This window comes from Nocardia vermiculata NBRC 100427, assembly GCF_001613265.1.
Lineage (GTDB): Bacteria > Actinomycetota > Actinomycetes > Mycobacteriales > Mycobacteriaceae > Nocardia > Nocardia vermiculata.
Map to the genome: position 1 here is coordinate 24,423 of NZ_BDCA01000004.1, position 23,267 is coordinate 47,689.

The following is a 23,267-nucleotide window of genomic DNA, read 5'->3' on the forward strand; positions in this document are numbered from 1 at the left end:
AGTCCGACGCACAGGCCGGATCCACCGCGCGGGTGAATCCGGCCGGGGTGTTCCGGCGTCAGGCCTTCCACCAGGGGCGCAGCGGTACGTCCCAGGTCTGCTCCGCGCCGAGCTTCATTCCCAGCACCTGATGCAGCTGAACGACATTGCGCTCGAAGCCGAGTCGGCTACCGGCCATGTACAGACCCCACACCTTGGCGGTGCCCTCGCCGGCTTCCTCGACGCAGGCATCCCAGTTCTCGACCAGGTTCTTGCACCATTCGTGCAGTGTGAGGGCGTAGTGCGGCCGCAGGTTCTCCTCGTGCAGCACCTCGAGGCCGACATTCTGGATATCGGTGATGATGCGGCCGGAACCGATCAACTCACCGTCGGGGAAGACATAGCGGTCGATGAAGTGCCCGGCCTTGGTGGCCCGGGAGTTGGCCGGGCGGGTGATGCAGTGGTTCAGGAACAGTCCGCCGTCGCGCAGCTTGCTCTTCATGAAGCCGAAGTAGCTGGGATAGTTCTGCACACCGATGTGCTCGGTGAGGCCGATGGACGATACCGCGTCGAAACCGGATTCCGGGATGTCTCGGTAATCGCTGTGCCGCACCTCGGCGAGGTCGGTGAGCCCTTCCTCGGCGATCTTCGCCTGCGCCCACTCGGCCTGTTCCTTGGACAGGGTCGCACCGATGACCCGGACTCCGCGGTGCGCCGCGTAGCGGACCATTCCGCCCCAGCCGCAACCGATGTCGAGCAGCCGGTCGCCCGCCTTCAGGTTCAGCTTCTCGAACACCAGGCGGTATTTGTTCTCCTGCGCCTGCTCGAGCGTCTGACTCTCGTCCTCGTAGCACGCGCAGGTGTAGGTCATCGAGGGACCGAGGACCAGTTCGTAGAACCGGTTGGACACGTCGTAGTGATGATGGATGACCTCGGCGTCGCGAGCCTTCGAATGCCGCAGCCCTTCCAGAGCGATGCGGCGCCAGCGCGGCAGCGTCTCCTGCGGCGGCGGCGGGACCGGCCGCAGTGCCTCCCAGCCCAGCGACCGCGCGATCGTGACGAGTTCCAGCGCCGACGGGCGACGGAACTTCATCTCGCCCATCGCCTTCAGGATGTCGTACGGGTCGCCGGGGTGGATCCCTTCGGCGGCCATATCGCCCGAGACGTAGGCGCGGGCCATACCGAGATCCCCCGGCGCTCCGGCGATATAGCTGATACCGCGCGGGTTGCGGATCTCCAGGCTGAATTTCGACTCGTCCGACCCGGTCGCGCTGCCGTCGTAGGCCGACAGCCGGACCGGCGCCTCGCCGTTGATCAGTAGTTCGAAGATCTCGGCGATGGTGAGTTTCGTGCCCAGCTCCGAGAAGGGGGGAACCTGAGAGTCCTTGAACGTGGTCACTTGCGTTGCACCGCCTTCGAATACAAATCCAGCAAACGATGATCGGGGTCGTATCGTTTCTTCAGATTCGGATAGATATCGCCACCTCCGTAGAGGCGTGTGAATTCTTCTTTTTCGTAATAGGAATCCGAGTAGAGGGATTTGTGCCCGTCCAGCCGGGCGACCTCGTCCTCGATGGCCCGGTTGGCCGCACCTTCGCGCTGCCCGGGCTGTTTCGGCACCGCCGACCAGAAGCCGACGTTGACGTAGCTGCGCTTCGGTTCCAGCGGATACAACGGCCAGGGCCGGCCGGGATCGCCGGCGGCCGGCTCGTCGCCGGTGTCGCGCAAGCGGAGTGGGCACAGCCAGATCGGCTCGATCGGAATCTCGTCCAGGAACCAGTGCACGAAATCGGCGGTGCGCTCGATCGGCACCTCGATGTCCTGAACCACTCGTTCCTGCGGCGGATTCCCCTTGCGGGCCTCCAGCTTGTCGCCGATGTTGTACTTGTGGTCCAGCGCGATGAGCTTCCAATAGAAGCTGGAACGCCGGTACTGCCGCGGCCAGAAGCGCCGGATCTTCGGGTTCTGTGTTCCGAAGGCCCGTGAGCACCAGAACCAGTCGGTATCCCAGCGCCACAGATAATCGTGAATCGTCAGGCGGTCCCGCTTGGGCGCGGTGCTGTCGTGCCGGATGGACTGGTAGTAGATGTCCATATCGGTGTAGTCGCTGACCGGACCCGGTTCATCGGTCTGGCGGCCCAGGACGAGATAGCTTTCGTCCGCGGTGAATACGACGCCGTCCAGGTAGTCGACGGGCTCGCCGTCGTAGGTGCGTTCGTCGACGATCCGGATCATCTCGGCTTCCAGCGCACGCACGTCGTGGAAACGCACATGGCGCAGCGCCACATACGGTTGCACCGACTCCAGCTCGATCTTCAATCGCGTCGAGTAGCCGAGCGTGCCATAGGAATTCGGGAAACCCCGGAAAAGGTCGGCGTACTCACCGTCCGGTGTCGCGGTGATGATCTCACCCGCCCCGGTGAGCACGTCGATCTCGAGGACCGATTCGTGCGGGAGACCGTTACGGAACGACGAGGATTCGATTCCGAGCCCGGTGACCGCACCGCCGAGTGTGATGGTCTTCAGCTGCGGCACGACCAGCGGCGCCAGGCCGTACGGCAGCGTCGCGGCGACCAGATCCTCGTAGGTGGTCATCCCGGCCACGTCGGCGGTTTTCGCCACCGGATCGACCGCGATAACTCGGTTCAGTCCCGAAACGTCCAATCCGGGTGCGGGGTTCTCGGCCCGGGCGCGAAACAGGTTCGAGGTCTTCTTCGCCAACCGCACGTTGGCATCGGAAGGAATCGCACGATAGCTGGCGAGCAGACGCTCGACACCTTCTCGATGCGCGGCAAATCCTGATTCGCGTGCGGCCGGCGCCCGGCCGGCCTTCCCCAACAGACTCACTGCCACACCCAGACGCTATCTCTCCGGGTTTGCCGCGGCCACCGGGAGGGTACCTATGCCGCGTTTTCTTGACGCATCTGTTGCAATCGGCGCGACGCTGCGACACTACTGTCCGGTAATAGTGTCGATGCAGGTGAGCGGCATGGTTTCGGTCTCTCGCGATGGCTTCTCGGCGCCGGATTCGGCCCTCGCGCGATGGTTGAAAAACGTGGCCGATCCCGGAACCAGCGTTCCGCTTCGGCCCTCCGGCGTCCGCCCGCACCCCACCGTCCGCATGGTCCGTGTCCACCCCGGGCGCGGCGTAGCATTGCCCCGCAGAACGACCCGAATCAACCGATCCAGGATCGAACGAGGAGCTCATTGTGGGACAGGTCAGTGCATCCAGCTCGACCGTCGTCGCTGCCGAACCGCAGCGTGTGCTGGAGGCCATCGCGGACTACCAGGACGTGCGGCCCCGGATTCTGTCCGCGCATTATCGCGATTACAAGGTCCTCGAGGGCGGTCACGGCGCCGGAACCGTCGCCGAATGGACCCTGCAGGCCACCGAGAAGCGCTCCCGCAACGTGCACGCCGTCATCACCGTCTCGGATTCGATGGTGACCGAACGGGATTCGAACTCGACCCTGGTGACGACCTGGACGGTGAGCCCGTCGGGAGAGGGCAGCCTGGTGACGGTGCGCACCAACTGGACCGGCGCCGGCGGTGTCGCGGGAATCTTCGAGGGAATCTTCGCACCACTGGGGCTGAAGAAGATTCAAGCCGAGGTGCTGGAGAATCTGAAGCGCGAACTGGCCTGACAAGCTCTCCTTCTATTGTTCGGTCAGGGCGAAGGTGAGCAGTAGGGGAGTCTGCAGTGCTCCCCGCCACCACGAGTAGCCGAACCAGACGCCCGGGGTCACTTCGCGGATCTCGTCGAGAACCTGCGGGGTGATCGACGGGGCGTAATCCAGCAGCCAGGCGTCTCGGCCGTCCAGCCGGGCCGGCCCGGTGAATACGTTCGCCGGGAAGCCCCGTGTCCCGGCGGCGGTGATGCGGTTGGTGAGGGTGCCGCCGTCCGGGCCGGTGTAGAAGGTCTTGCCGATCCACAAGGCGGGGGCGATGCCCTCGATCGCGGGCGGCCGGGTCACCCAGCCGTTGGTCACCCCGTGTGGCACGGTGCCGCGGGAGGCCGCGCGGAAGATCTGATCCTGTTGTTCCGCCGAACAGTTGTCGCGCAGCGCCGCGATGGTTGCCTCACGATTGCCCGGATAGAGCGTGCAGCCACCGCCGTAGTCGGTGTCGGCGGCGGCGGTGGGTGCCGCGACCGCGGGGGCGATACCCGCGGCGGCGATTGCGCCGATTGCCGACAGTGCGGTTAGAAACCGCAAATACCTGGTCTTTTGTTGCCGATCGTGGCGCCTGTCGGGTGCCTGATCGACATTCGGGACAGTTGTGGGTGACTTCGGATTCCGATGCATGGTCGACCTCCGTCGGATTGCCCCCGACTTGTTTGCCGATGCCCGACCCGTTGCTGATCGTAAGCCCGCACATTCGCGCCCGGTACCTACCTCAACCCGAACGTGACTACGCTGGTGCGCATCCGCATTCCGCAGAGAGGACGTCCCGGTGGAGCCTGGTGGCCAGTTCGATATGCAGGCATTGCTCGCGCAGGCGCAGCAGATGCAGCAGGCGGTGATGGAGGCGCAGGCCGAGATCGCCGAAACCGATGTCACCGGGGAAGCCGGTGGTGGTCTGGTCCGGGTGCGTATCAAGGCATCCGGTGAGGTGCAGTCGCTGGATATCGATCCGAAGGTCGTGGACCCGGAGGATGTCGAGACCCTGCAGGACCTGGTGGTCGGCGCGTTCAACAACGCGATGGAGAACGCCCAGCAGCTGGCCGCCGAGAAGCTCGGCCCGCTCGCCGGCGGTATGGGCGGCGGCGGATCCCTGCCCGGTCTCCCGTTCTGAGCCCCCGGTGTACGAGGGTCCGGTACAGGATCTGATCGACGAACTGGGCAAACTGCCCGGAGTCGGTCCCAAGAGCGCCCAGCGCATCGCCTTCCACCTGCTGTCGGTGGAGCCGCCGGAAATCGACCGTTTGCAGGCGGCGCTGCAGAAGGTGCGCGACGGGGTGCGCTTCTGCGCGGTCTGCGGCACCGTGTCCGACGGCGAACTGTGCCGGATCTGCGCCGATCCACGCCGCGACCGCACCATGATCTGTGTGGTCGAGGAGCCCAAGGATGTGCAGGCAGTCGAGCGCACCCGTGAATTCCGCGGCCGGTACCACGTCCTGGGGGGTGCCCTGGATCCGTTGTCCGGGGTCGGACCGGACCAGTTGCGGATCAGGGAACTACTGGGGCGGATCGGCAACCAGGAGGACGGCGTCGATGTCACCGAGGTGATCATCGCCACCGACCCCAACACCGAGGGGGAGGCCACCGCCACCTATCTGGTGCGCATGCTGCGCGACTTCCCGGGATTGTCGGTCACCCGGCTGGCCTCCGGACTGCCGATGGGCGGCGATCTGGAATTCGCCGACGAGCTGACCCTGGGCCGGGCCCTGTCCGGGCGCCGATCGCTCTAGCGGCGCGGACCGGGCGGCCCGGTCAGAAGCTCACCTGTTCCCAGTCCAGAGCGTCCAGCCCGGCGTGGCCGCCCGTGGTCCACTCCCAGATGATCGCGGCGACCTGCGCCCCGTCCTCGACCTTGGTACCGAAGTGCCGGTCCGGGCTGCCGTCGCGGTATTCGAGCAGGTACAGCCCAGGCTCATCCCGGTAGGTCTGGATGTAGCGGTGCTCGCCACGCTCCACGATCAGATACGGATTCGGTTCGGCCAGCTCGGTCACCCATTGCCGGGCGAGCTGCTCGGTCAGGTAGGGAAACTCGCCGGCGCCACCGTGGGTGACCGTCGCGTCGACTCGTCCGGCAGGGTCGATCAGCCAGTTCAGCTGCGGATCGTAGAGCGCGTAATCCTGCGGGGTGCCCAGTTCGAACAGCAGGGCGCGCACATGGCCGATCGCGTCGTACGGGCTCGCCACGTACAGCGCTGCGCCGGCGACGTCCACCGGAGCGCTGAGGAAGGCATCCTGTTCGGGCAGCTCCTCGTTGCGCCGGTTCACCTCGGCCGCGATGGTCGCCACGGCGTCGGTTTCGGGCTGACCCTGCTGGGTGGCCAGATAGGCTTCCACCGCATCGGCCGAGGTGGCGACACCCGAGGGCAGCAGCACGTGGTCGTAACTCATTCGGCACAGGCTACGCGGTGGTGTAGTGAGGCTCCTTTCGTCGCGATGCCGGCGGCCTGTAAACTGGCCCCATCATGCAGCGGGCACTCCTCCTCGGCCGCCGCGACGGGGTCTGAATCGGACCGGCTCCCGTCGCGGGGTTCAGCTGTGCCGGTCGACCCAAAAAATTGGGACACCTACCCACACTCTCGGAGAAACGCCATGTCACCCGCTGACGCTTTCGTATCGGGCACGCGCTCCATCACCGCGCCGTCCAAGCCCGCACCCGCCGACCAGCCGGTGTGGAACACCCAGAAGAATTCCTCCATGCCGGCCTTCCGGTATCGGCCCTACGCCGAAGAGGTCCAGCCGATCGAGGTGCCGGACCGCAGCTGGCCGGACAAGATCATCGACCGGTCGCCGGGCTGGTGCGCGGTGGACCTGCGCGACGGCAACCAGGCGCTGATCGATCCGATGAGCCCGGCCCGCAAGCGCCGCATGTTCGACCTGCTGGTGCGGATGGGTTACAAGGAGATCGAGGTCGGCTTCCCGTCGGCCAGCCAGACCGATTTCGATTTCGTGCGCGAGATCATCGAGGACGGTGCGATCCCCGACGACGTCAGCATCCAGGTGCTGACCCAGTGCCGCCCGGAGCTGATCGAGCGCACCTTCGAGGCCTGCCAGGGTGCCGGCAATGTGATCGTCCACTTCTACAACTCGACCTCCATCCTGCAGCGCCGCGTGGTGTTCCGCGCCGATCGCGATGCGGTGAAGAAGATCGCCACCGACGCCGCGACACTGTGCCTGGAGATCGAGCAGCGTTTCCCGGACACCAACTGGCGCTACGAGTACAGCCCCGAGTCCTATACCGGAACCGAACTCGACTACGCGCGTGAGGTGTGCGACGCCGTATCCGAGATCATCGCACCGACGCCCGAGAGGCCGCTGATCATCAACCTGCCGGCGACGGTGGAGATGGCGACCCCGAACGTGTACGCGGATTCGATCGAGTGGATGAGCCGCAATCTGGCCCGCCGCGACTCGATCGTGCTGTCGCTGCATCCGCACAACGACCGCGGCACCGCCGTCGCCGCCGCCGAACTGGGCTACCAGGCCGGCGCGGACCGCATCGAGGGCTGCCTGTTCGGTAACGGTGAACGCACCGGCAACGTCTGCCTGGTCACCCTGGGCATGAATATGTTCTCCCGCGGCGTGGATCCGCAGATCGACTTCTCCGATATCGACGAGATCCGCCGCACGGTCGAGTACTGCAACCAGCTGCCGGTGCACGAGCGCCATCCCTACGGTGGCGATCTGGTGTACACCGCCTTCTCCGGCAGCCATCAGGACGCCATCAACAAGGGCCTGGACGCCATGAAGGCCACGGCCGACGCGGCCGGGTCGGATGTGGACGACATCGTCTGGGAGGTGCCCTACCTGCCGATCGATCCGAAGGATGTGGGCCGCACCTACGAGGCGGTCATCCGGGTGAACTCGCAGTCGGGCAAGGGCGGCGTCGCCTACATCATGAAGACCGATCACGGCCTGGTGCTGCCGCGCCGGCTGCAGATCGAGTTCTCCCAGGCGGTCCAGGCGATCACCGACGGCGAGGGCGGTGAGGTCACCCCGAAGGAGATGTGGGACGTCTTCGCCGAGGAATACCTGAACCCGATCCTGCCGCTGGAGCGGATCCGGCAGAAGATGACCGCGGCCGAAACCGATTCCGGCACCGACTCGATCACCGCCGTGGTGAAGGTCGACGGGGTCGAGCAGGAGATCGTCGGTACCGGGAACGGGCCGCTGGCGTCCTTCGTCGACGCACTCACCACGATCGACTACGACGTACGGGTGCTGGACTACTCCGAGCACGCGATGTCCTCGGGGGACGACGCTCAGGCCGCCGCCTATGTGGAATGCGCGATCGGCGACAAGGTGACCTGGGGCGTGGGTATCGCCACCTCGATCACCACCGCCTCGCTGCGTGCCGTGGTGTCCGCGGTGAACCGCGCACTGCGCTGATTCTCCGCTCACCCGAATCCGCCCGCCCACCGTCGCCGACGGTCGGCGGGCGGTCGGCTGTCACCACCCTGTTCGACCGGGTGCGGTCTCACCCGTCCGGCGGGGTCTGCCTCCCATTCACCGGCGAACCGCTATCAGGCCAGCGTGCTAGCGTTGTGGCGCATTGGCCGCGAGCTCTCTGCTCGAAATCTCCGAGCAGATGGGGGAAACGTGACGACTAACGACAACTCCACTTCACCGCCGTGGTTGCAAGGTCCGGGAATGGGCGATTCAGCCGCCGATCAGGACAATCAGACCTCGTCGCCGTCGCAGCACCAGACAGATGCGCAACCGTCCGCCGGTTCCGCGCCCGACTTCGACCCCACCGGCCCGGCATCGGACGGGGTGTCCGCCGACTCCGAGCACGCCGCATCCGGAATCATTCCGCCGGTCCCGGACAGCATCGAACAGACCACCGTCTCGCCGGGGCAGTTCGGCCCCGAGGGCGGCCCCTTCGCGCCTCCGGGACAGGGCGGATTCCCGCCGCCCGGGTTCGCGCCGCCGGACGGCGGACCGTATCCGCCGGATCCGGGCTTCGCGCCGCCCGGCGGATTTCCCATGGGTGACCACTCCGGCCCCTTCGCGCCGCCCGCCGATCCCAGCGGCTTCGCCCCGCCGTGGGCCGGCGGTCCGGGTGGATTCCCGGGCGAGCAAGGCGGTTTCGCGCCCCCGGGCGACCCGAACGGCTTCCCCCCGCAGCACGGTGGTTTCGCGCCGGGGCAGCCCGGTGACCCGAACGGTTTCCCGCCGCCCGGCGACCACGGTGGTTTCGCGCCGGGACAGGGCGGTTTCCCGGAAGGGGTCCCGCCGCCGGCTGGCTTTCCCGGCGAGCAGCACGGATTCGCACCGGGACCGCCGGCGGACCAGGGCTTCCCGCAGGGCCAGGGTGACCCGAACGGTTTCGCGCCTCCCGGGCCCGATGGGCCGGCGCCCGGTTACGGGGAGGTACGTCAGGAGACTCCGTACGGCGACGCCCGGCAGGAGATCGGCAGTGACGGCATGGTGCGCCGAGTCTTCGATCAGCAACAGGGGCCGCCGCCCGGATTCGACCAGCCCACCGGTGACGGTGCCGCTGCGGGAGCTCCCGCGACGGGTGGCTGGGCGCCGCCCGCACCGCAGCCCCAGCAACAGCCCGAACCACAGCCGCCGCAGACCGGCTGGCCCGGCGGTCCGGGTGGTCCCGGGCCGCAGCAGGGATATCAGCAGCCGCCCTTCCAGCCACAGCATCTGGGACAGCCCGGGCAACCCGGGCAGCCAGGACAATCGGTCGGCGACCTGAACCTGCTCAGGCGGGCCCGGCGCTCTCCGCGCAGTGGCTGGCGCCGCGCCGTGCACAAGATGTCCGGTGGCGCCATCAATCCGGGGGAATCCTCGGCCGATGTGGTGCATCGTGAACTCGTCGACCGGGTGAATCAACCGGTGCGTGGCGACTATCGCATCGCCATCCTCTCGCTCAAGGGCGGTGTCGGAAAGACCACGACCACGGTGGGCCTGGGCTCCACCTTCGCCTCGATGCGCGGCGACCGGGTCATCGCGATCGATGCGAATCCGGACCTCGGCACGCTGGCGCATCGCGTACCGCGCCAGACCCGCTCCACCGTCCGCAACCTGCTCGAGGATCAGCACATCAGCCGGTACTCCGATGTGCGGGCACATACGTCCCAGGCGCCGAGTCGGCTGGAAGTGCTTGCCAGTGAACAGGATCCGGCCGTTTCCGAGGCTTTCAGCGAGGACGATTACCGGCGCGCGATCGGCATTCTGCAGCAGTTCTACAACATCATCCTCACCGATTGCGGTACCGGACTGATGCATTCGGCGATGGCCGGTGTGCTGGATATGGCGAGTTCGCTGATCCTGGTGACCTCTCCCGCCATCGACGGTGCCCGCAGCGCCTCGGCCACGCTGGACTGGCTCGAGCACCACGGCTACAGCAAGCTGGTGGAACGAACTGTGGTGGTGGTCAACGCTTCTCGTCGTGGCGCCTCGACGGTCGATCTGGACCAGCTACGCAAGCTGTTCCTCGATCGGACCCGCGCGGTGCAGGTGGTTCCCTTCGACGACCACCTGGCCGAAGGGGCGGAGATCGACCTGGAACTGGTCAGCAAGCCCACCCGGACCGCGCTGCTGGAGCTGGCGGCCATGGTCGCCGACGACTTCGGATATCACGTTCCGCAACCCCCGTTCCCGGGCCCGCAGACCCAGTACCCCGGTCAGCCGCCGCAATATCCCGGTGCGCCGGGGCACTACCCGGGGCAGCAGGGCTACTGACCCAATCGTTACCCCGACCGGCCCGCGACCCCGCCGCACCGCATACAGTTACCCGCGGTGTGGAGGTCTCGATAGATGACAGAACGATACGGGGCTGTCTCGCGAAGGACGGTACTTCGCGGTGCGGCCGGGGCGAGTGTGATCACTGCGGGTGCGCTGCTGCACCCGGTCGGCGCCGGGGCCGAACCCGCCCGCCCGGGCGGCCCCGGGGCGAAGGTCGCGATATTCGGTGGTGGTGTCGCGGGCCTGACCGCGGCACACGAGCTGGCCGAACGCGGATTCGACGTCACGGTCTACGAGCGCCGGGCGCTCGGCGGTAAGGCGCGCAGCATTGCGGTGGCCGGCACCGGCCGCGACGGGCGGCCTGACCTACCCGGTGAACACGGCTTCCGCTTCTTCCCCGGCTTCTACCATCACATCCCCGACACGATGCGACGAATCCCCTTTGCAGGCAACGCAAATGGCGTCTGGGACAATCTGGTACCGGCGGTCGAGGCTCGATTCTCCCGGGCCGACGCCGACGACACCCTGATCCCGATGGGGCGCTCCGGGCAGCCGTGGGCGAATCCGGAAGATTTCCGGCAGAGCGTGGCCTCGGTGATCGCCACGACGATGAAGATGCCCATGGCGGATGCGGTCCACTTCGCCAATCGGCTGCTGGTTTTCAATACCAGCTGCGACGATCGCCGGCTGGGTCAGTGGGAGAAGCTGGCCTGGCGCGACTTCATCGGCGCGGACGAGCGGTCCAAGGAATTCCGCATGCTGATGTCGCGGACCCTGACGACGTTGCTGGTCGCGGCGAAGGACGATCACGCCAGCGCCCGAACCATCGGCACCATGGGTGAGCAGTTTCTGGGGAATCCGCTGGAAATCGGCAACGACGGACCGATGGACCGGCTGCTCAACGGCCCCACCAATCAGGCGTGGATCGACCCGTGGGTGGCGCACCTGCGCGGACTGGGTGTGCGGTTCGAGACCGCCGAACTACGCGCGCTCGAGATGCGCGATCGGCGTATCGCCGGTGCCACGGTCCGCGCTGCCGAGGGGGATCGCTCGGTTCGGGCCGACTACTTCCTGCTCGCGGTACCGGTCGAGGTCGCGCGCCGATTGTGGACGCCGGAGATTCTGGCGGTCCGTCCCGAGCTGGCCGCCATGGACAACCTGGTGGTCAACTGGATGACCGGTATGCAGTTCTATCTGCGCCGGCCCACCGACATCGCCCGCGGCCACGTTGCGTATGTGGATTCTCCGTGGTCGCTGACCTCCATTTCGCAGAATCAGTTCTGGTCACGTACCCGGCTGCCCGAATTCGGCGACGGTTCCGTCCAGGATTGCCTCTCGGTCGACATTTCGGACTGGCAGACCCCGGGGATTCTCTACGGCAAACCGGCGATCGAATGCACCCACGACGAAATCGCCAGGGAAGTCTGGGCGCAGCTGCGCGCACATCTGGAAGGCCGTAGCGCACCGCAGGATTCGGATCTTATCTCCTGGTTCCTCGACACCGGTGTCGGCTGGGACGCCGCGCGTGGGCGCAATACCAACGACGATCCGCTGCTGATCAACACCGTCGGGTCCTGGCAGTCGCGTCCGGATGTGCACGGTGGTATCGAAAACCTGTTCCTGGCAGGTGATTACGTGCGTACCACGATCGACCTGGCGACCATGGAGGGGGCGAACGAGGCGGCACGCACCGCGGTGAACTCACTGCTGGACGTATCCGGTTCGGATGCACCGCGCTGCCGCCTGTTCTCCCTGTATCGCGCGCCGGAACTGGAACCGTTGCGCCGAGCCGATATCGCCCGGTACGCGGCCGGTGAGCCGAATATGTTCGACATTCCGGCGTGACCGCCCGGTAGGCCGCGCCGCGAATTGTGGCGGCCGGCGCCCGCGCCGCCGGGCTGCGGTCGAGCTCACAGCGACCGCTCGCGCGCTGCACGAGGACCACCAATACACTCACGGCGTGGCAGACATTTCGGTGCGCGGACGGCTGGCGCTGCGGGCGGCGGCAGCGGCGTCGTGGGCCTCGCAGAAGGCCGGACGCGGTAAAGGGTCGATGATCGGCGGATTGATCGCCCTGCAGATCGCCCCGGACCTGATGAGGCAGCTGGGCCAGGAGTGCCCGGGCCGGCGCACGGTGTTGATCACCGGCACCAACGGCAAGTCGACGACCACCCGGATGACCACCGCCGCACTCGGTGAGCTGGGCCGGGTCGTCACCCAGGCCGACGGCGCCAATATGGACGCCGGAATCGTCGCGGCGCTGACCGTGGACCGCACCGCGCCGCTGGCCGCCATCGAGGTCGACGAACTGCATCTGCCCCATGTCGCCGATGCGCTGGACCCGGCCGCGGTCGTACTGCTGAATCTGAGCCGGGACCAGCTCGACCGGGTCGGCGAGATCAATATGATCGAACGCAAGCTGCGCGAGGGGATGGCCCGCCATCCCGGCGCCGTCCTGATCGCCAACTGCGACGACGTGCTGATCACCTCGATCGCCTACGACCACCCCAACGTGGTGTGGGTCTCGGCTGGTAGTGGCTGGGCCGCGGATGCCACCAGCTGCCCGCGCAGCGGTGAACCGATCGTGTGGGAGGGAAAGCACTGGCGCAGCACCGGTGCCGATTTCGCGCGCCCGGAACCGCAGTGGTGGGTGGACGGGGAATACCTGTGCGGACCCGACGGGCTGAAATTGCCGCTGCATCTGGCTCTCCCCGGCCGCGCCAATCGTGGTAACGCCGCGCAGGCGGTGGCCGCGGCGGTGGCGCTGGGCGCGAAGGCCGACACCGCTGCCGCTGCCGCGGGGACGGTGCGCGAGATCGCGGGGCGGTACCGGACGGTGCAGGTGGGTCAGCACTCCGCGCGACTGCTGCTGGCCAAGAACCCGGCCGGCTGGCAGGAGGCACTGTCCATGATCGACCCGGCCGCAACGGGTTTGGTGATCTCGGTCAACGGTCAGGTGCCCGACGGCGAGGATCTGTCGTGGCTGTGGGATGTGCGCTTCGAGCACTTCGAGGGCACTGCGGTGGTCGCGGCCGGGGAACGCGCCACCGATCTGGCGGTGCGGCTGACCTATGCCGGAGTCGAGCACACCACGGTGCCGGATACTTTGCAGGCCATCGAATCCTGTCCCCCAGGACAGGTCGAGGTGCTCGCCAACTACACCGCGTTCCGTGATGTGAACCGCGATCTGGACGCCCGCGCGTGAGCGCCGGGATGCCCGAGAGGAGACAGGCCATGGGTGAGTCGACGGTGCGCATCGGCCTGGTGCTGCCCGACGTGATGGGCACCTACGGTGACGGCGGAAACGCGCTGGTACTGCGGCAACGGCTGCGGATGCGCGGGATCGACGCCGAGATCGTCGAGATCACGCTCGCGGATCCGGTGCCGGAAACGCTGGATCTGTACACCCTCGGCGGTGCCGAGGATTCGGCGCAGCGGTTGGCGACCCGGCATCTGCAGCGCTTCCCGGGACTGCAGCGGGCGGCCGCGAAAGGTGTTCCGGTGCTGGCTATCTGCGCAGCGATCCAGGTACTCGGCAACTGGTACGAAACCTCGTCGGGTGAGCGAGTGGACGGCGTCGGACTCTTCGATGTGACCACCGCGCCGCAACAGGTGCGTTCCATCGGCGAGGTCGCCACCACACCGTTGCTGCCCGGCGTGACCCAGCCGCTGACCGGGTTCGAAAATCACCGCGGCGGAACGTCGCTCGGTGCGGATGCCACCGGCCTCGGCCGGGTCACCAGGGGAGTCGGCAACGGGGTGGGCGACGGTCTCGAGGGCGTGGTGCAGGGGTCGGTGATCGGAACGTACATGCACGGTCCGGTCCTGGCACGCAACCCGGAGCTGGCGGACCATCTGCTGCGACAGGCGCTGGGCGTCACCGACCTCGAGCCGCTGGACCTGCCCGAGGTGGACCGGTTGCGCCGCGAACGCCTGCGCGCCTAGATAACGATCCGGCAACCGAGCTCGATCATGTTGAGGCGGCGGCGGTTCGACGGTAATCTCCCGCCCGCCAGGCGTGAGGGAAAGAGGTGGCCGGTGCGTAGACGCGCCTTTCTACAGGCGGCCGCTGTGGCCGCACTGCTCGGTGCCGCGGGAGCGGTTCGTGGCACCGGAACCGCCACCGCCGATCCGACGTGGAACGGCCTGTTCCGGGACTGGGTGCCCGAGATCTTCCAACCGGTTCCCGATCCGCCCGAACACACCTCGGCCATCGTGGTGGGCTCCGGATTCGGCGCCTCGGTCGCGGCGCTGCGCCTGGCTCAGGCGGGAATGACCACGACCGTGCTGGAACGCGGTTCGCGCTGGCCCAACGACCCGTGGCGCGAGATCTTCACCGGCGACGATCTGCCCGACGGCCGCGGTTTCTGGCATCGCACCAGTTTCACCGGTGTCACCAAGGTGCCCATGTCGTTCGCCGATTTCGGTGGCGTTCTCGACGTCACCGAATTCGACGGTATCGATGTGTGGCATGCCGCGGCGGTGGGCGGCGGTTCGGTGGTCTTCACCGGCTGCATGATCGCCCCCGAGCGCCGCCACTTCGACGAAATATTCCGGGGGACGGTCGATTACGGCGAGCTCGAACGCATCTACTATCCGAGGGTCCGGGAGTTGCTGCGGCTGTCGCCGATGCCGTCCGACATCTACGAGTCGTCTCCGTTCGCCCATTCACGCATGTGGGACGACCAGGCCCGCAAGGCCGGGTACGAACCGACGCCCAGCGATTCGATCTTCGACTGGGATGTGCTGCGCGCCGAGCTGTCCGGTGCCAGCCGTCCGTCGGCCACTGCCGCGCGCAGCAACCTCGGCAACTCCAACGGCGCCAAATTCGATCTGAATCAGAACTATCTGAAGTACGCGCAGGACACCGGACGTTGCGGCGTGTACCCGGGGCACCGGGTGGACGGTATCGGGCGCGACGGCGATCGGTTCGTGGTCCGGGTGAGCAAGCTCGACCCCACCGGCGCCGTACTCGGTACCCGCACCCTGACCTGCGACAAGCTATTTCTCGGCGCAGGTTCGATCGGTACCACCGAACTGCTGGTCCGCGCCCGTGACACCGGCGCGCTGCCCGAACTCAACGAGCACGTCGGAGACGGCTGGGGCACCAACGGCGATGTGGTGCTGGCGCGCGGAGAGAGCCGCCTGGCCGGTCTGGGCCAGGGGGTACCCAGTGCCAGTCGCATCTTCGACGATTCCGAGCTGCCGTTGACGCTGGAGAGCTGGTACATCCCCGGGATTCCGGTGGAGACCGGGGCGCTGGCCTCGCTGGGGCTGGCCATCGACCCCACCCGCGCACGCATCGGCTACGACGCCGGACGCGACGCCGCGGTACTGAACTGGCCGAGTGCGGCCCAGCATCGGATCATCGACGCTTGCCGCGCGGTCGATCGGCGGATTGCCCAACATGCCGGTGCGTTGTTCGACTACGACGCGATCGGATATGCCGCCAATGCTCCGTTCACCGCACATCCGCTGGGTGGTGCGGTGCTGGGGCAGGCCACCGACAACTACGGCCGGGTCGAGGGCTACTCCGGGCTCTATGTCGTCGACGGTGCGGCGATCCCGGGCAGTACGGGCGCGGTGAACCCCTCGCTGACGATTACGGCTGTGGCCGAGCGCAATGTCGAGGCGATCATCCGCGCGGGCCACTGATGTGGCGGCCGGCTTCCCGGTGCCACGGGTGCCGCTAGTCTCGGCGGGTACCCATTCGACGTGGAAGGGACCGTTTTGCCGCAGCACACGGGTGTGACCGGATCGGTGCGCGAGGAGTATCCCCGAAAACCTCCGGCGCTGTGGACCGATATGGCCATGCTGGTACTGGCCGTGGTGTCGGTGGTGCTGGTCGGCTGGATCACGTTCTTCCCGGTGTCGGGCCACACCTATCACGTGATCATGGTGGTCGATTATTCGATCTGCGCCATCTTCGCGGCCGAATTCCTGTGGCGCTGGCGCCGAGCGGACTGGTCGTGGACCTTCCCGTTCGTGTATTGGTACGAGGTGCTGGGCATGATCCCGGTGACCAGCCCGTTCTTCCGTGGCTTCCGGTTGCTGCGCATCGTGGTGATCCTGGTCCGGCTGGCCCGGGTCGCCGACCGGGCTTTCGGTGATCGGGTCACCGCCGCGGTGGTCAACCGTTCGGTGGGCGTGATCGTGGAGGCGGTGAAGCGACCGGTGACCATGGCGGTGCTCGATCAGGTCGCCGATGTGCTGCAGCGTGGGCAGTACACCCGCAATATCGCCGCGGCGCTCGAGGAGAACCGCGGCGAACTGGACGCGATGATGCTCGAATTGATCAAGCGCGATCCGGCGGTCGGGCGGGTTCGCTATGTCCCGTTCCACGACGAGATCATCCGCACCATCGCCGACACCAGTTTCCGGATCGTCTTCCAGGTGCTGGCCGATCCGCGTACCGATGAGCTGGTCAGCGATGTGCTGCGGGAAAACATCGATCAGATGCGGGATGCCGTGCGCGACGGCGAGCCGGTATCTCCGCCGTCGCGCAGCGATATGCCCGGCCGGAGGTCCGGCGAGATGCCGGTGTCTCAGCCGACCTCGTAGTTCTCGCTGAAGGGGAATTTCTCGATGTATTCGATGAGGTTGGCGACCGCCTCGTCGTTGGCCCGGGACAGGGTGCGCTTGAGCAGCAGTCCGGGGACGGGGATCGGCAGATACACCTCGGAGTGGTACCAGACCTCGGTGCCGTCGTCGGTCTCCTCGATATCGAACCAGCCGGAACCGCCGCCGCCGGCGGCACTCTCTACCACTTCCCAGGCGATGCGGTCTGCGGTGCAGGTGTACTCGAGCACCTGGCGATCGGAGTTGTTCAGGGTGGTCACGGTTGCATAGACCCGGCGCGGACGGTCGAATTCGTCGCGGGTCGCCACGCGCACATCACGATGTGCCGGCGACCACTCCGGGATCCGGTCCACGGCGATCAGTGCGTCGTGCACCTGGTCGGCGTCTACCTCGATGATGAATCGGTGGTCGGTCTTCGTGCGCATGTCTGTCTGTCCTCCACCCCCCGAACTGCTTCGGCCGATTGTCTCCGTGGTCACACCCGGCCGTCAACCGTTTGGTCTGTTCCAGAGTTACAGAGACCGTCCAGTTTTATTTGGACACAATCGGGGCGCATCGTTTGCGGTCGCGCTGCCGGACGGCGCAACTCTCGTCGCCGTTCGTGCGGTGGATGCGTCGGCTCGCGAGGTCGACCCACAGATGATCCCTGTCGATCCCCTGTGCTGGGAAGAGTGCTTGACGTAGTCGGCGGTCACGGTTAACCGTGGTGGTGGACCTGTTCGCGGAAATCACGCGGACCGTCCGTATCGATCGACCTCGGCGCCCGGAGTGACGATGCCGCGGAATTCGCTCGCCACGAGCGTCCGATATTTTCCCCGGACTTTCGAGTATTTCCACGATATTGCTGTCGGCCGGCCTGTGATCGCAGCCATATTGCTGCACAGTCGGCATCAACAAGCTATGTGACAAGCTTCACAGGGTTTTCGGTGTGTCCTGCCCTGTCGGGAGTCTGCTGCCCACTTCTCGGCAGCACTACCCGTACCGGCAGCTGCCGGGCACGAAGGTCAACTGGCCGCGCGCAGGAAAGAGAGGCGTACCCGCCGGATCGGGTTATCGACGTTGAGGTCCACGAACGCCACCGATTGCCAGGTGCCCAGTGCCATGTCACCACCCAGCACCGGCACGGTGGCGTAGGGCGCGATCATGGCCGGCATGACGTGCGAGCGGCCATGTCCCTGCGAGCCGTGGGCGTGCCGCCAGCGATCGTCGGCCGGCAGCAGCTCGCCCAGTGCGCGCAGCAGATCGTCGTCACTGCCCGCGCCCAGTTCGATCAGGGCCACTCCGGCGGTGGCGTGCGGCACGAATACGTGCAGTAACCCGTCCGCGCCCGCGGCGACCTCACGTAAGAACATGGCGCACTGCGGGGTGAGATCGTGCACGACCTCGCGCTTGCCGGTGCTCAGTTCGATCTCGATGCTGTCCATTCCCTCATCCTGCGCTCTCTGCGCGCTGTGCGGAGTCCGTATCACCGGGGCCGGACCGATATCGAGGCGTGCCACGCCGCGCTGTTCGAACGGTTTCACAAGGGGGCCCATTCGGACGGTGTGGCGGACCAGGTGCGCTTTCTCACATCCGACGTCGCGCCGGCGCATGGCAGGGGTGCGGTGGTGAAGGGAAAACAGCAGCGCAACCGCCGTAATCCGAAGGTGCAGACATGGGTTGCGGTGCGCCGCAACGGCCTCTGGGAGGTCGCCGCATTCCACAACACCGAATATCACTGGTTGATGGTGGCGCTGACCTCGAAATTCGACGCGAGAACGGGCGCCTCCGCGCTGCCCGGCCCGGAGGTAGGCGGCCTACCGGCGTAGGCCGGTCGGTAGTCTGGGTAGCTGGTAACAGCAGCTAGTCGATCTTGGAGGACCCCACTGTGGCTCTCGTCGTTCAGAAGTACGGAGGATCTTCGCTCGAAAATGCCGAGCGAATCCGGCGCGTCGCTGAGCGGATCGTCGAGACGAAGAAGCAGGGCCACGACGTCGTGGTCGTCTGCTCGGCCATGGGCGATACCACCGACGAACTCCTGGATCTGGCACAGCAGGTAGCTCCCGCGCCCCCGGCGCGCGAACTGGACATGCTGCTGACCTCCGGTGAGCGCATGTCGAACGCCCTCGTCGCAATGGCGATTCATTCACTCGGTGCCGAAGCCTGTTCGTTCACCGGCTCCCAGGCCGGTGTCGTCACCACCGGTACGCACGGCAACGCACGCATCATCGACGTCACCCCCTCCCGGGTGCGCACCGCCCTCGACGAGGGCATGATCGTGCTGGTCGCGGGCTTCCAGGGGGTATCCCAGGACAGCCGTGACATCACCACGCTGGGGCGTGGTGGTTCCGACACCACCGCGGTCGCGCTCGCTGCCGCGCTCGAGGCCGATGTCTGCGAGATCTACACCGATGTCGACGGAGTGTTCACCTCCGACCCGCGCATCGTGCCGGACGCGCAGAAGCTGGATCAGGTCAGTTTCGAGGAAATGCTCGAACTGGCCGCGACCGGCGCCAAGGTGCTCATGTTGCGCTGCGTGGAGTACGCCCGCCGCTATAACGTTCCGGTGCACGTGCGGTCGTCGTATACCGACCGCAAGGGCACCTACATCTACGGATCGATGGAGGACATCCCCTTGGAGGACGCAATTCTCACCGGCGTCGCGCACGATCGCAGCGAGGACAAGGTGACCGTGGTCGGCCTGCCGGACGAGCCGGGCTATGCGGCCAAGGTGTTCCGTGCCATCGCCGATGCCGAGATCAACATCGACATGGTGTTGCAGAACATCTCCAAGATCGAGACGGGCAAGACCGACATCACCTTCACCCTGCCCAAGGCCGACGGCCCGCGGGCGGTGGAGTTTCTGACCAAACGGCAGGCCGAGCTCGGTTTCTCGCAGGTGCTCTACGACGATCACATCGGCAAGGTGTCGCTGGTCGGCGCGGGAATGAAGAGCCATCCCGGCGTCACCGCCACCTTCTGTGAGGCGCTGGCCAACGCCGGTATCAACATCGACCTCATCTCCACGTCCGAGATCCGTATCTCGGTGCTGGTCACCGACACCGATCTGGACAAGGCGGTGCAGGTGCTGCACAAGGCTTTCGATCTGGGCGGCGACGAGGTCGCGGTCGTCCACGCCGGGACGGGGCGATAAGCATGGGTGTACGCGTAGGAGTTGTGGGCGCGACCGGTCAGGTCGGAGCTGTGATGCGCGCACTGCTGGAACAGCGCAATTTTCCGGCCGACGAGGTGCGATTCTTCGCCTCGTCCCGCTCGGCCGGGAAGAAGCTGCCCTGGCGGGGGGGCGAGATCGTGGTCGAGGACACCGAGACCGCGGACCCCTCCGGCCTCGATATCGCGCTGTTCTCCGCCGGCGCGACCATGTCGCGGGTGCAGGCGCCGCGCTTCGCCGCCGCCGGTGTCACCGTGGTCGACAATTCCTCGGCCTGGCGTAAGGACCCCGAGGTGCCGCTGGTGGTCAGCGAGGTGAATCCCGAGCAGACCAGGAATCTGGTCAAGGGCATCATCGCCAACCCGAACTGCACCACGATGGCCGCGATGCCGGTGCTGAAGCCGCTGCACTCCGAGTCCGGGCTCCGGCGCCTGGTCATCTCCAGCTACCAGGCCGTGTCCGGTAGCGGCCTCGCCGGTGTGGAGGAGCTGGCCTCGCAGGTACGCGCGGTCATCGGTGACGCCGAGAAGCTGACCCACGACGGCAGCGCCGTGCAGTTCCCGGCGCCGAACAAATATGTCGCGCCGATCGCGTTCAATGTGCTGCCGCTGGCCGGCTCGCTGGTCGACGACGGCTCCGGTGAGACCGACGAGGATCAGAAGCTGCGCAACGAGAGCCGCAAGATTCTCGGCCTGCCCGAGCTGCTGGTCAGCGGTACGTGCGTGCGTGTTCCCGTCTTCACCGGCCATGCGCTCTCGATCAACGCCGAGTTCGATCGGCCGCTGTCGGTCGAGCGGGCGCAGCAGTTGCTGGGTGCGGCACCGGGGGTGCGGCTCGTCGATGTGCCGACTCCACTGGAGGCGGCGGGTAAGGACGAATCGCTGGTCGGCCGGATCCGTCAGGACCCCGGTGCACCCGAGGGACGCGGCCTGGCCCTATTCGTCGCGGGCGACAATCTGCGTAAGGGCGCCGCGCTCAACACCATTCAGATCGCGGAGGTGCTGCTGGCGCAGCGCTGACAGATCTTTTCGAATGGGCCGTCCGGATCAGGGCGGCCCATTCGTCTGCCCGGCGGCTGCGATCAGCGGCAGGTGCGCAAACCGTCGAAGACGATGGCGAAGGTGCGGGCGCGCTGCTCGGCGGTCGCGGTATGGGTGACGGCGAAGGCGCCCTTGAGGGTGCGCAGGAGGTCCTCGCCGTCGATATCGGTGCGGACCGCGCCGGCTTCCTGTGCACGGGCCAGAATTCGCGCGGCCACTTCTTTGAATTCCATGGTGGGGCCGGTGATCTCGATCGTCTCGTGACCGCCGAGGGCCTCGGCGAGGTCGCGCTTCACGCCGCCCTGGGCGACCATGTGGCCGAGGAGTTCGAAGAAGGCCGCGCCCGGATCGTCGGCGTTCTCCAAGCCGCGCGCATAGTCGATCATTCGCTCGATATTGTCCACGATCGCGGCCTGGAACAGGGCTTCCTTGGTGGGGAAGTGGCGGTACACGGTGCCGGGCCCCACTCCGGCGCGGCGTGCGATCTCGTCCAGCGGCACCGAAATGCCTTCCGCCGCGAAGGCTGCGCGTGCGGCCGAAAGCACCCGTTCACGATTGCGGCGAGCATCGGCACGTAGGGCGCGCCGCGGTGCCGCCCCGGCCTCTGCTGTCTGATTCTGCGCCACAGCGAAAGTCTACCTGCAGAGCACGGATAAGCGGGGCAGACGTTCCGCTTATCCGTGCTCGCCGATATCCGGCCCGGAACTTTCACATGCCGGGCTCGGCTCAGTGGATGCCCGGCGTGCGAGGGTCGGGCCCCAGGCACACCACCAGGAGGCAGCCGGGTGGCGTGTCGGCGAACGGTGCGGCCAGGGGAGTGTTCAGGCAGGACAGCACGTTGCAGTCGGGATAGGCATCCGGGCCGATACCGAACAGGGCCAGGCTGATGTTCGGGTCGAAAAAGGCGCGCGGGTCCAGCGTGACCGGCGGCTCGGTATACGGTCCGGGGTCGGGGATCGGCGGGTCCTGGAATGCGGCGAGCAGTCGCCGGAAGAATTTCCAGGTCAGTTCGGTCGGGTTCTGCAGGATCCCGGCTGGGCCGCCCGAACTGTGGTTGCCGAAGATTCCGGTCCACACGACGGTGAGATCCAGGCTGGGAATGAAGAAGGCGTTCTGCAGGCCCATGCCGGACATGGTGAACACATCCGCGGGCAGGAAGGCCGGCATCTCGATGCAGCCCGGGCCCACCCAGAACAGGTAGCCGTAACAGGTGTGGGTGGCGCCCGGCTGCTGCGCCCGGTGCAGATAGTCCGCCGAGATCACCTGCCGTCCGTCCCACCGGCCGTTCGAGCTGACCAGGAGTGCGAGTTTTGCCAGGTCGTCGGGTGGGATGAACAGGTGGGCGTAACCGTAGGTGTGGCCGGAGCGGTCTCGGGCCCAGTAGTAGTCGCCACGTTCGATACCCAAGGGGGAGAACAGTTCCCGCTGCGCGAACTGCTGTAGTGGTTCGCCGACCGCCAACTCCACCACATACGACAGCAGGTCGACATTGCGCTGGCTGTAGGAGAATTCGGTTCCGGGAGGACTATCGAACCGCAGCCCCAGGGCCTGTACGGCGCTGTTCGGATCGACCGGGACGACACCGGATATTCCCTCGTTGACCACGCCGACGCGCAGGCCGGAGGTCTCGGTCAACAGATTCTCGACCGTGATCGCGCGATGGGCGGCATCGCCGAGCCCGGGTGGCAGGTAGGTGCCGATCGGAGCATTCAGGTCCAGCCGGCCCTGGTCCCGGGCGATGCCGGCGATCAGCGATACGACGGACTTGGTGACGCTCCAGACGTTCCATGCGACCGTGCCTGCCGTCTCGTTGTGTGGACCGGAGCCGACCAGGCAGTTGTGTCTGAATACCTTGATGTCGAGCCGGTTTCGCTCGGATGCGAAGTTCACGGCCGCGGCGAGGCGGTCGGTGTCCATACCCACTGCCTCGGGGGATGCGGTGGCGAACTCCCGGCCGGAGGTGGGCGTGCAGTGTGTTTCACCGCCCGGTTGCGCCTGTGCCGGGGTGGTGCAGAGTCCACCGATCAGCATCGTCGTCACAGCCCCGATCACCCAACCACGTAGGCGTCCCATGGGTCGAGGCTAAACCGGCGGTGTCGGTGTCGATGGTCAACACGCAACGCCCGCAACCAAAACGGAATA

21 protein-coding genes are annotated in these 23,267 nt (G+C 66.7%); 13 read left to right on the forward strand and 8 right to left on the reverse strand.

Annotated elements, in window-relative coordinates:
* Window positions 1-58 precede the first annotated feature (58 nt).
* Both NV2_RS06965 and NV2_RS06970 read right to left on the reverse strand, forming a co-directional pair.
* Complete coding sequence (locus tag NV2_RS06965; RefSeq protein ID WP_067870721.1) at window positions 59-1,378, reverse strand: class I SAM-dependent methyltransferase; 1,320 nt, start codon at window positions 1,376-1,378, stop codon at window positions 59-61.
* Entirely contained in the window at window positions 1,375-2,826 is a 1,452-nt protein-coding gene (locus NV2_RS06970) for an FAD-binding oxidoreductase (RefSeq protein WP_067870722.1), read from the reverse strand. Before NV2_RS06970 ends, NV2_RS06965 begins: the two co-directional genes overlap by 4 nt.
* Before the next feature lie 362 nt (window positions 2,827-3,188).
* On the opposite strand from NV2_RS06970, the gene NV2_RS06975 reads away from it, so the two are divergent.
* On the forward strand, window positions 3,189-3,623 hold the full coding sequence (locus tag NV2_RS06975) for an SRPBCC family protein (RefSeq protein ID WP_067870723.1): 435 nt from the start codon (window positions 3,189-3,191) through the stop codon (window positions 3,621-3,623).
* 12 nt (window positions 3,624-3,635) lie between these two features.
* On the opposite strand, the gene NV2_RS06980 is transcribed toward NV2_RS06975, so the two are convergent.
* Window positions 3,636-4,193: a hypothetical protein gene (locus NV2_RS06980; RefSeq protein ID WP_067870724.1), complete on the reverse strand. Its 558-nt coding sequence runs from the start codon at window positions 4,191-4,193 to the stop codon at window positions 3,636-3,638.
* A gap of 238 nt (window positions 4,194-4,431) precedes the next feature.
* On the opposite strand from NV2_RS06980, the gene NV2_RS06985 reads away from it, so the two are divergent.
* Together NV2_RS06985 and recR are read left to right on the forward strand one after the other, a co-directional pair.
* Window positions 4,432-4,773 carry a YbaB/EbfC family nucleoid-associated protein gene (locus NV2_RS06985; protein ID WP_084474061.1) on the forward strand — a complete coding sequence of 114 codons (342 nt, stop codon included), beginning with the start codon at window positions 4,432-4,434 and terminating at the stop codon, window positions 4,771-4,773.
* A 7-nt stretch (window positions 4,774-4,780) separates the two neighbouring features.
* Window positions 4,781-5,389 (forward strand): recombination mediator RecR, encoded by a 609-nt coding sequence (gene recR / locus NV2_RS06990; RefSeq protein ID WP_067870726.1) that lies wholly within the window; start codon window positions 4,781-4,783, stop codon window positions 5,387-5,389.
* 22 nt (window positions 5,390-5,411) lie between these two features.
* On the opposite strand, the gene NV2_RS06995 is transcribed toward recR, so the two are convergent.
* Entirely contained in the window at window positions 5,412-6,047 is a 636-nt protein-coding gene (locus NV2_RS06995; protein WP_067870727.1) for a hypothetical protein, read from the reverse strand.
* Between the two features lie 201 nt (window positions 6,048-6,248).
* Between NV2_RS06995 and leuA the strand changes: the two genes are divergently transcribed.
* The 7 genes from leuA (at window position 6,249) to NV2_RS07030 (ending at window position 16,916) form a co-directional block, all read left to right on the forward strand.
* Window positions 6,249-8,045: a 2-isopropylmalate synthase gene (gene leuA / locus NV2_RS07000; protein WP_067870728.1), complete on the forward strand. Its 1,797-nt coding sequence runs from the start codon at window positions 6,249-6,251 to the stop codon at window positions 8,043-8,045.
* Window positions 8,046-8,306: 261 nt separating this feature from the next.
* Complete coding sequence (locus NV2_RS07005) at window positions 8,307-10,352, forward strand: nucleotide-binding protein (protein ID WP_307613166.1); 2,046 nt, start codon at window positions 8,307-8,309, stop codon at window positions 10,350-10,352.
* A 75-nt stretch (window positions 10,353-10,427) separates the two neighbouring features.
* On the forward strand, window positions 10,428-12,200 hold the full coding sequence (locus tag NV2_RS07010) for a hydroxysqualene dehydroxylase (protein WP_067870730.1): 1,773 nt from the start codon (window positions 10,428-10,430) through the stop codon (window positions 12,198-12,200).
* 115 nt (window positions 12,201-12,315) lie between these two features.
* Complete coding sequence (locus NV2_RS07015) at window positions 12,316-13,560, forward strand: Mur ligase family protein (protein ID WP_218018954.1); 1,245 nt, start codon at window positions 12,316-12,318, stop codon at window positions 13,558-13,560.
* Window positions 13,561-13,589: 29 nt separating this feature from the next.
* Window positions 13,590-14,300, forward strand: coding sequence for a type 1 glutamine amidotransferase (locus NV2_RS07020; RefSeq protein ID WP_067870731.1), 711 nt, complete (start codon window positions 13,590-13,592; stop codon window positions 14,298-14,300).
* Between the two features lie 93 nt (window positions 14,301-14,393).
* Window positions 14,394-16,010: a GMC oxidoreductase gene (locus NV2_RS07025; RefSeq protein WP_067870732.1), complete on the forward strand. Its 1,617-nt coding sequence runs from the start codon at window positions 14,394-14,396 to the stop codon at window positions 16,008-16,010.
* 60 nt (window positions 16,011-16,070) lie between these two features.
* Window positions 16,071-16,916 carry an ion transporter gene (locus NV2_RS07030; protein ID WP_245662488.1) on the forward strand — a complete coding sequence of 282 codons (846 nt, stop codon included), beginning with the start codon at window positions 16,071-16,073 and terminating at the stop codon, window positions 16,914-16,916.
* Here NV2_RS07030 and NV2_RS07035 read toward each other — a convergent pair.
* Together NV2_RS07035 and NV2_RS07040 are read right to left on the reverse strand one after the other, a co-directional pair.
* The gene (locus tag NV2_RS07035; RefSeq protein WP_067870733.1) at window positions 16,901-17,359 is read right to left on the reverse strand and encodes an SRPBCC family protein; all 459 of its coding nucleotides are present in this window, start codon (window positions 17,357-17,359) and stop codon (window positions 16,901-16,903) included. The two genes, NV2_RS07030 and NV2_RS07035, sit on opposite strands and share 16 nt — an antisense overlap.
* 579 nt (window positions 17,360-17,938) lie before the next feature.
* Window positions 17,939-18,358: a secondary thiamine-phosphate synthase enzyme YjbQ gene (locus NV2_RS07040; RefSeq protein ID WP_067870905.1), complete on the reverse strand. Its 420-nt coding sequence runs from the start codon at window positions 18,356-18,358 to the stop codon at window positions 17,939-17,941.
* A 27-nt stretch (window positions 18,359-18,385) separates the two neighbouring features.
* On the opposite strand from NV2_RS07040, the gene NV2_RS30690 reads away from it, so the two are divergent.
* The 3 genes from NV2_RS30690 to NV2_RS07055 are packed head-to-tail and all read left to right on the forward strand — an operon-like array spanning window position 18,386 to window position 21,104.
* Window positions 18,386-18,742, forward strand: coding sequence for an SgcJ/EcaC family oxidoreductase (locus tag NV2_RS30690; RefSeq protein ID WP_168436089.1), 357 nt, complete (start codon window positions 18,386-18,388; stop codon window positions 18,740-18,742).
* 59 nt (window positions 18,743-18,801) lie between these two features.
* A complete protein-coding gene (locus NV2_RS07050) occupies window positions 18,802-20,067 on the forward strand; it encodes an aspartate kinase (protein ID WP_067870735.1) in 1,266 nt (421 codons plus the stop codon).
* A 2-nt stretch (window positions 20,068-20,069) separates the two neighbouring features.
* Entirely contained in the window at window positions 20,070-21,104 is a 1,035-nt protein-coding gene (locus NV2_RS07055; RefSeq protein ID WP_067870736.1) for an aspartate-semialdehyde dehydrogenase, read from the forward strand.
* 62 nt (window positions 21,105-21,166) lie between these two features.
* Here NV2_RS07055 and NV2_RS32640 read toward each other — a convergent pair whose 3' ends face one another.
* On the reverse strand, window positions 21,167-21,751 hold the full coding sequence (locus tag NV2_RS32640; protein ID WP_067870737.1) for a TetR/AcrR family transcriptional regulator: 585 nt from the start codon (window positions 21,749-21,751) through the stop codon (window positions 21,167-21,169).
* 100 nt (window positions 21,752-21,851) lie between these two features.
* The gene (locus NV2_RS07065; protein WP_067870738.1) at window positions 21,852-23,198 is read right to left on the reverse strand and encodes a serine hydrolase domain-containing protein; all 1,347 of its coding nucleotides are present in this window, start codon (window positions 23,196-23,198) and stop codon (window positions 21,852-21,854) included.
* Between the last annotated feature and the right edge of the window lie 69 nt (window positions 23,199-23,267).